Below are 272 nucleotides of genomic sequence, written 5' to 3'. Positions count from 1 at the left end.
ACTTATAGGCACCATTGGTGACCATGTTTTCTGGACGAGTCCACTGGTTACCGAATTTAGTTACTACCACTTTAGGAAGAGGGAAGAAGGTCTTCACACTCATTAAGCTCAAGAAATACGGTGTTGGTTTGGTCAATTTTACTTCAAGTGCAGTGTCCGTCAGCGCTTTTACACCCAACTCAGAGGCTTTAACGTCTCCCGATAAGATAGCGCCAGCATTAGCGATGTTGGCGGTCTTGAAGTAGTGTCCAGTGTTGTTACCCGTACTAGGA

Annotated in this window: 1 pseudogene; it reads right to left on the bottom strand. The window is 45.6% G+C overall.

From position 1 onward, the window contains the following. Window positions 1-272 (bottom strand): annotated as a pseudogene (locus FQ668_RS28830) (oligopeptide ABC transporter substrate-binding protein OppA); the annotation flags it as partial.

The sequence above is a fragment of the Pseudomonas sp. Kh14 genome, assembly GCF_900291005.1.
In the GTDB taxonomy this organism is placed as follows: Bacteria; Pseudomonadota; Gammaproteobacteria; order Pseudomonadales; family Pseudomonadaceae; genus Aquipseudomonas; species Aquipseudomonas alloputida.
Note: the sequence above shows the minus strand (reverse complement) of the source record. Positions and strands in the feature narration are given on the sequence as shown.